This is a genomic window from Microbacterium sp., from assembly GCF_031988965.1.
GTDB lineage: Bacteria > Actinomycetota > Actinomycetes > Actinomycetales > Microbacteriaceae > Microbacterium.
The window spans coordinates 1-5,633 of sequence record NZ_DALZXX010000166.1 but is presented as its reverse complement, the minus strand read 5'-3'; the positions used below and the strand labels follow the sequence as shown (position 1 = coordinate 5,633).

Genomic DNA, 5,633 nt, shown 5'->3' with positions numbered 1-5,633 from the left:
AGGCACGCCGAGGCGCTCGGTGCCGACGCGCCCCAGGTCCTGGAACGTGGTGCGCCAGCCGACCTCGTGGAAGTGGATCGTCGTGGTCATCGCACGCCCCCTTCGAGGAAGACGCCGTCGAGAGCTGCGGCCTCGGTCTCGCTGATGCGGCGGAAGGCGATCCGGTCGCCGGGTGCGAAGGACACGGGCGCGTCGCGGGTGATGTCGACGATCCGCAGCGGGCTGCGTCCGATGACCCGCCATCCGGTCGGGCCGGGGAACGGCTGGATGATCGCGTTGCGGCCCGCGATCATCACCGAGCCCGCAGGCACGTCCGTGCGCGGAGTGGCCTGGCGGCGCACGGGGCTCGGGACATCTAGGCCGTCCATCATCGGCGCCATCGCGGCCGCCAGGAGGTTGACGGTCAACGTCGACGACTCGAGCAGATCGATCACCTCGTCGGGAGAGAGGCCGAGTTCATCCGCGACGTCGGCGAGGTCGGGCGCCGTCTCGTCGTTCACGACGATCGGGACGACCAGACTCGACGGCCCCGGGCGGGCGCCCGAGACGATGTCGGCCTTGCCGAGCGCGCCGAGCGCGAACGACACCTGTTCGGACGTGGTCACCAGCGGGTCGAACTCGACCAGCAGCGACTCGAGCCCTGACACGATGTCCTCCACGCCCGGCGGCAGGTCGGTCAGCACCCGCTCGCGGAGCTCGCCGATGAGGTGACGGCGCTCCGTCTCCTCAGGGCTCCGTACCGTCACCATCACGGCGCCGTCGCCGTACTCGGCGATCGAGAGCGGGAATGCAGACATCAGGGACTCCGATCAGCGCGCGGCGAGCGCGGCCTTCTCAGCGAGGACGTCGCGCAGACCCGTCGCACGGATCCCCTCGGCGTCGAGAGCGGCACGCAGAGCCGTGCCGTTCTCGAGCACCGTGGGGTGGTCACCGTGCAGGAGCACGATGTCGGCGTCGTGGCCGAGCGGGACGACCTCGCCGTCGACCGTGGTCACGGTGCCGTCGCGCACGACCTGGGCCACGCGGTCACCGATCGCCTGCGGGTCGTAGATCAGACCACCGGGGTGCGACCGGGCGACGGGCCAGCCGTCGGCACCGTACCCGCGGTCGGCGAGGAAGACGTACCCGACCTCGAGTCCGCGCTTGCGCGACTCTTCGGCGAGAAGCCCCTGCTGGCAGATCACGATGTACGACGGGTCGTACGCCGCGACGGCATCCGTGATGGCCCTGGCGTGCTTCGCATCCGTCTGCGCGATGCTGCCCATGCGGCCGTGAGGTGCGACATGGCTGATCTTTCCGCCGTGCACCCGGGCGAACGCGTCGAGCGCGCCGATCTGGTACAGCACGTCGGTGCGGATCTCCTCCTCCGACGCCTCGATGAGGCGGCGGCCGAAGCCCACCAGGTCGGGGTATCCGGGGTGCGCCCCGAGCTCGATCCCCCGGCTGACGCACTCGGCGACCGTCTTGTCGAGGACCCGAGGGTCACCGCCGTGGAAGCCGCATGCGATGTTCGACGACGTCACGAGGTCGAGCAGGGCCTCGTCGTTGCCGATGGTGTAGTTGCCGAAGCTCTCGCCGAGATCGGCGACGACGGCGACCGAATTCACGCCCATGTCCTTCTCCTTCTTCTCAGAGTCCATGCTCTCGCGGGATCACTCCGCGGGATCACTCCGCGCGCAGCGCGGTTCCGCGGGTCTCCTTCACGAAGACCAGGGCGACCAGTGTGATGACGGCAGTGATGATCGCGGCGAAGGCCGGAACCATGCTGCTGCCGGTCGCGTTGATGATCGCGGTCATCACCAGCGGAGCGCTTCCACCGAAGATGATCGTCGAGAGGCTGAATCCGATGCTGTACGCGCTGTAGCGCACCGTCGTCGGGAACATCTCGGTGAGCACCGTGTGGATGACCGCGGCGTGGCCAGAGAACGCGATGGCCATGACGATCGTCGCGATGATCGCAAGCCCCATCTGTCCGGTGGTGATCATCGCGAACATCGGGTACGCGACGATCGCGGTGGCGACGGCGGAGAACGCGAGCACCTTCTTGCGGCCGATGCGATCCGACAGACGCGCCATGAGCGGGATCGAGATGATGATCGCGACAAGGCTGGACGCCGTGACGAGGAGCGCCTGCAACATCGTGAAGTTCTGGCCCTCGCCGAGTGAGGTCTTCAGGTACGTCGGCATGTAGGCGAACAGCAGGTAGTAGCCGGGGCCGTTCAGCGCAGGGAGGAAGATCGTCAGCACGATGGCGAGCATCGTGCGCTTCGAGGTGAAGACGGCCTTCAGCGGGTTGCGAGCGACCGACTTGCGCTCACGCAGAGCCTCGAAGTGCGGGGTCTCCTCCATCTTGCTGCGGATGTAGAAGCCGATGTAGCCGAGGGGAGCGGCGAACAGGAACGGGATGCGCCAGCCCCACGCCTCCATGGTCGTGTCGCCGAGCGTCGTGATGAGCACGGCGGAGAACGCCGAGCCGAACATCAGCGCGAGGAACGAGCCGACGGCGATGAACGACATCGAGAAGTTGCGGGTCGCGTTGTGGGCGTACTCGCCGACGAAGGCCATCGCACCGGCGACCTCGCCGCCGGCCGAGAAGCCCTGCAGCACGCGCAGTCCGATGAGCAGGATGGGGGCGGCGACCCCGATGACCTCGTGCGAGGGGATCAGGCCGATGCAGGCGGTGGCGGCCGAGATGAGGATCAAGAGCGCCGAGAGCAGCGTCTTACGCCCCATCCGGTCACCGAGGTACCCGCAGATCACACTGCCGAACGGGCGAGCGATGAAGCTCACCAGGAATCCGACGTTCGTGAGGAAGAGCGCTCCTGTGTCTGCGCCCCCCATGATGTTGATCGCGAGATACGTGGCCAGCAGTCCGTAGATGCCGTAGTCGTACCACTCGACGAAGCTTCCGATGGCCCCGGCGATGGTCGCCTTGCGGACGACCTTGCCATCGGCCGTCACGACAGCGACCTGTTCGGTGCTGAGTGGTTGCGCTTCTGCAGTCATTGCATGTCTCACCTTCGAAATCGGGCAACCCTGGGGCGTGAGGAGATTCTACGCCCTCGATCCTGCGAACAGGATCGCATCTGAGAATAGAGTTGCATTTTGATTTGGTCAAGATTCACCCGTCAAGGGATTTCGAAGGGTGTTGGCTGATGACCATAGAAGCCCCATATTTCGGGAATGTTTCGGGCAGATGCCCGTCTGTCGACGATTCAGGCCGGCCTTGTGCTCGACTCGGGAGTGAGGCATGATCGTCATACAAAATGAGATTGGCTTCGCATTTCGCATGGAGGCAAGGATGCTGCTCGATACACCGGTGACCTCGGTCCCGACGCCCCTCACTGACGCCAGGCGTCAGCTGCGGCAGGCCTTGGACATCCTCGACTACGGAGACGACGTCTTCGAGATGCTCGTGACGCCGCGGCGTGAGCTCTCCGTCGCAGTGCCGCTGCGCACCGACGACGGCACCATGCTGACGCTCCGCGGGTACCGGGTGCAGCACAGCCTCACCCGTGGGCCGGCGAAGGGCGGGCTGCGCTTCGCCCCCGGCGTCACCCTCGACGAGGTGCGTGCGCTGGCGATGTGGATGACGTGGAAGTGCGCTCTCGTCGACCTCCCCTACGGGGGTGCGAAGGGCGGCATCGCGATCGACCCGACTCGGCATTCCACCGGCGAGCTCGAACGTGCCACCCGCCGCTACACCAATGAGATCCTTCCGATCATCGGCCCCGATCGTGACATCCCGGCCCCGGACATCGGCACGAACGAGCAGACCATGGCCTGGATCATGGACACCTACTCGGCGAACGTCGGCTATACCGTGCCCGACGTCGTCACCGGCAAGCCCCTCAGCCTCGGCGGCTCGCTCGGACGCGCGACCGCGACGTCTCGGGGCGTCGCGCTCGTCGCGATCGCCGCACTCGAGCACCGGGGGATCCGCGTCGAGGGCGCGACAGCGTCCGTACAGGGCTACGGCAAGGTCGGCCGCTCGGCCGCCCGCTTCCTCGCCGACGCCGGCGTGCGCATCATCTGCGTCTCCGACGAGCACGGCGCCGTGCACCGCGCAGGCGGACTCGATCTCGATGCGCTGGATCGTCACGTCGACATGCATCGCACGGTCCTCGGGTTCGACGGCGCAGACGCTCTCGCCGCGGGCGATGCGCTGACGCTCGAGGTGGACCTGCTCGTGCCCGCCGCTGTCGAGGGCGTCATCACGGCGGCCAACGTCGATGAGGTGCGGGCGCGGATCGTCGTCGAGGGCGCGAACGGCCCGACCACGACCGACGCCGACGACCGGCTCGCCGAACGCGGCATCCTCGTAGTCCCCGACATCCTCGCGAACGCCGGAGGCGTCGTCGTCTCGTACTTCGAGTGGGCGCAGGGTCGGCAGACCTACCGCTGGTCGCTCGACACGGTCGAGCAGCGGCTTCGCGAGCGGATGACTGCCGCCTGGGACGAGGTCCTGGCCCATTCGATCCGCAACCGCACCACCCTCCGCCAGTCGGCGATGACCATCGCGGTGGCGCGCGTCTACGACGCGCACCTCAACCGCGGCCTGTACCCCTGATTCGAAGGAAGACATCATGACCGAGACCAACATCGCCATCGCCCCCTCCTGGGAGCGCCCCTCCGCCGAGACGCTGGCCCGCTTCGCCGAGCACTCCACCGCCAACCTCGGCGACGGACTCGAGCGGCTCGACATCGTCGACGCCGGCATCGCGCCGATCTGGCCGGGCTCCCGCATCGTCGGCAGCGCCCTCACCGTGCTCACCACCGCGGGAGACAACAAGGCCGTGATCGAGGCGCTCGATCACATCCAGCCGGGCGACGTGGTCATCATCAACGCCGGCGGGTACGACGGCCGCGCGATCCTCGGCGACAACCTCGCCCAGCGCTTCGATCTGTTCGGCGCCACCGGGGCCATCGTCGACGGATGCGTCCGCGACCGCGACATCATCGAGTCGCTGCGGTTCCCCGTCTTCGCCCGCGGACTCACCCCCGCCGGCCCCTACAAGAACGGTCCCGGGCGCATCGGCGTGCCCGTCGCTCTCGGCGGGGTGGTCGTCTCCCCCGGAGACATCGTGGTGGCGGACTCCGACGGTGTGATCGTGATCCCGCCGTCGCGCGTCGAGGCGGCCCTCGCCGGGGCCGATGCCATCGTCGCTCTCGAGGCCGCGAAGGACGCCGAGGTCGTCGAGCTGCGTGCGGCGCGCGAGGCGCAGCGATGAGCGCGGATCGCCTCAGCGTCGTCGTCGCCACACCCCTCAAGGAGAAGGATGCGGAGCGGATCGTCGAGATCGAGCCCCGCATCGACCTGGTGTTCGAGCCGGATCTCCTTCCCCCGATGCGACATGCCGCGGACTTCTCCGGCGACCCCGCGTTCCGCCGGTCGCCCGAGCAGCAGCATCGGTTCGAGACCCTCGTCGACCGCGCCGAGGCGCTCTACGGGATCCCCGACGTCGACCCGGCAGCCCTCGCCCGCACCGTACGCGCCAACCCGTCGCTGCGCTGGGTGCAGACGATGGCGGCCGGCGGCGGCGGTCAGGTCCGCGCGGCAGGCCTCACCGACCCCGAGCTGAACCGCGTGCGCTTCACGACCAGCGCCGGCGTGCACGGCGGACCGCTGGCCG

Annotated in this window: 5 protein-coding genes and 1 pseudogene; 3 read left to right on the top strand and 3 right to left on the bottom strand. The window is 68.2% G+C overall.

Going from position 1 to position 5,633, the window contains the following annotated elements; genetic code table 11:
• Window positions 1-86: 86 nt before the first annotated feature.
• From RTM68_RS16545 to RTM68_RS16535, 3 genes are read right to left on the bottom strand one after another with little or no spacing between them, the layout of a single operon-like run.
• Window positions 87-797, bottom strand: coding sequence for a carboxyltransferase domain-containing protein (locus RTM68_RS16545; protein WP_312173026.1), 711 nt, complete (start codon window positions 795-797; stop codon window positions 87-89).
• Window positions 798-809: 12 nt separating this feature from the next.
• A complete protein-coding gene (locus RTM68_RS16540; protein WP_312173023.1) occupies window positions 810-1,640 on the bottom strand; it encodes a 5-oxoprolinase subunit PxpA in 831 nt (276 codons plus the stop codon).
• Window positions 1,641-1,665: 25 nt separating this feature from the next.
• On the bottom strand, window positions 1,666-3,006 hold the full coding sequence (locus RTM68_RS16535) for an MFS transporter (protein ID WP_312173020.1): 1,341 nt from the start codon (window positions 3,004-3,006) through the stop codon (window positions 1,666-1,668).
• A gap of 295 nt (window positions 3,007-3,301) precedes the next feature.
• Here RTM68_RS16535 and RTM68_RS16530 point away from each other — a divergent pair, with 295 nt between their 5' ends.
• The 3 genes and pseudogenes from RTM68_RS16530 to RTM68_RS16520 all read left to right on the top strand — a co-directional run.
• Entirely contained in the window at window positions 3,302-4,570 is a 1,269-nt protein-coding gene (locus RTM68_RS16530) for a Glu/Leu/Phe/Val dehydrogenase (RefSeq protein WP_312173017.1), read from the top strand.
• Between the two features lie 16 nt (window positions 4,571-4,586).
• Entirely contained in the window at window positions 4,587-5,231 is a 645-nt protein-coding gene (locus tag RTM68_RS16525) for an RraA family protein (RefSeq protein ID WP_312173014.1), read from the top strand.
• Window positions 5,228-5,633 (top strand): annotated as a pseudogene (locus tag RTM68_RS16520) (D-2-hydroxyacid dehydrogenase); the annotation flags it as partial. The gene RTM68_RS16525 and the pseudogene RTM68_RS16520, both read left to right, overlap by 4 nt.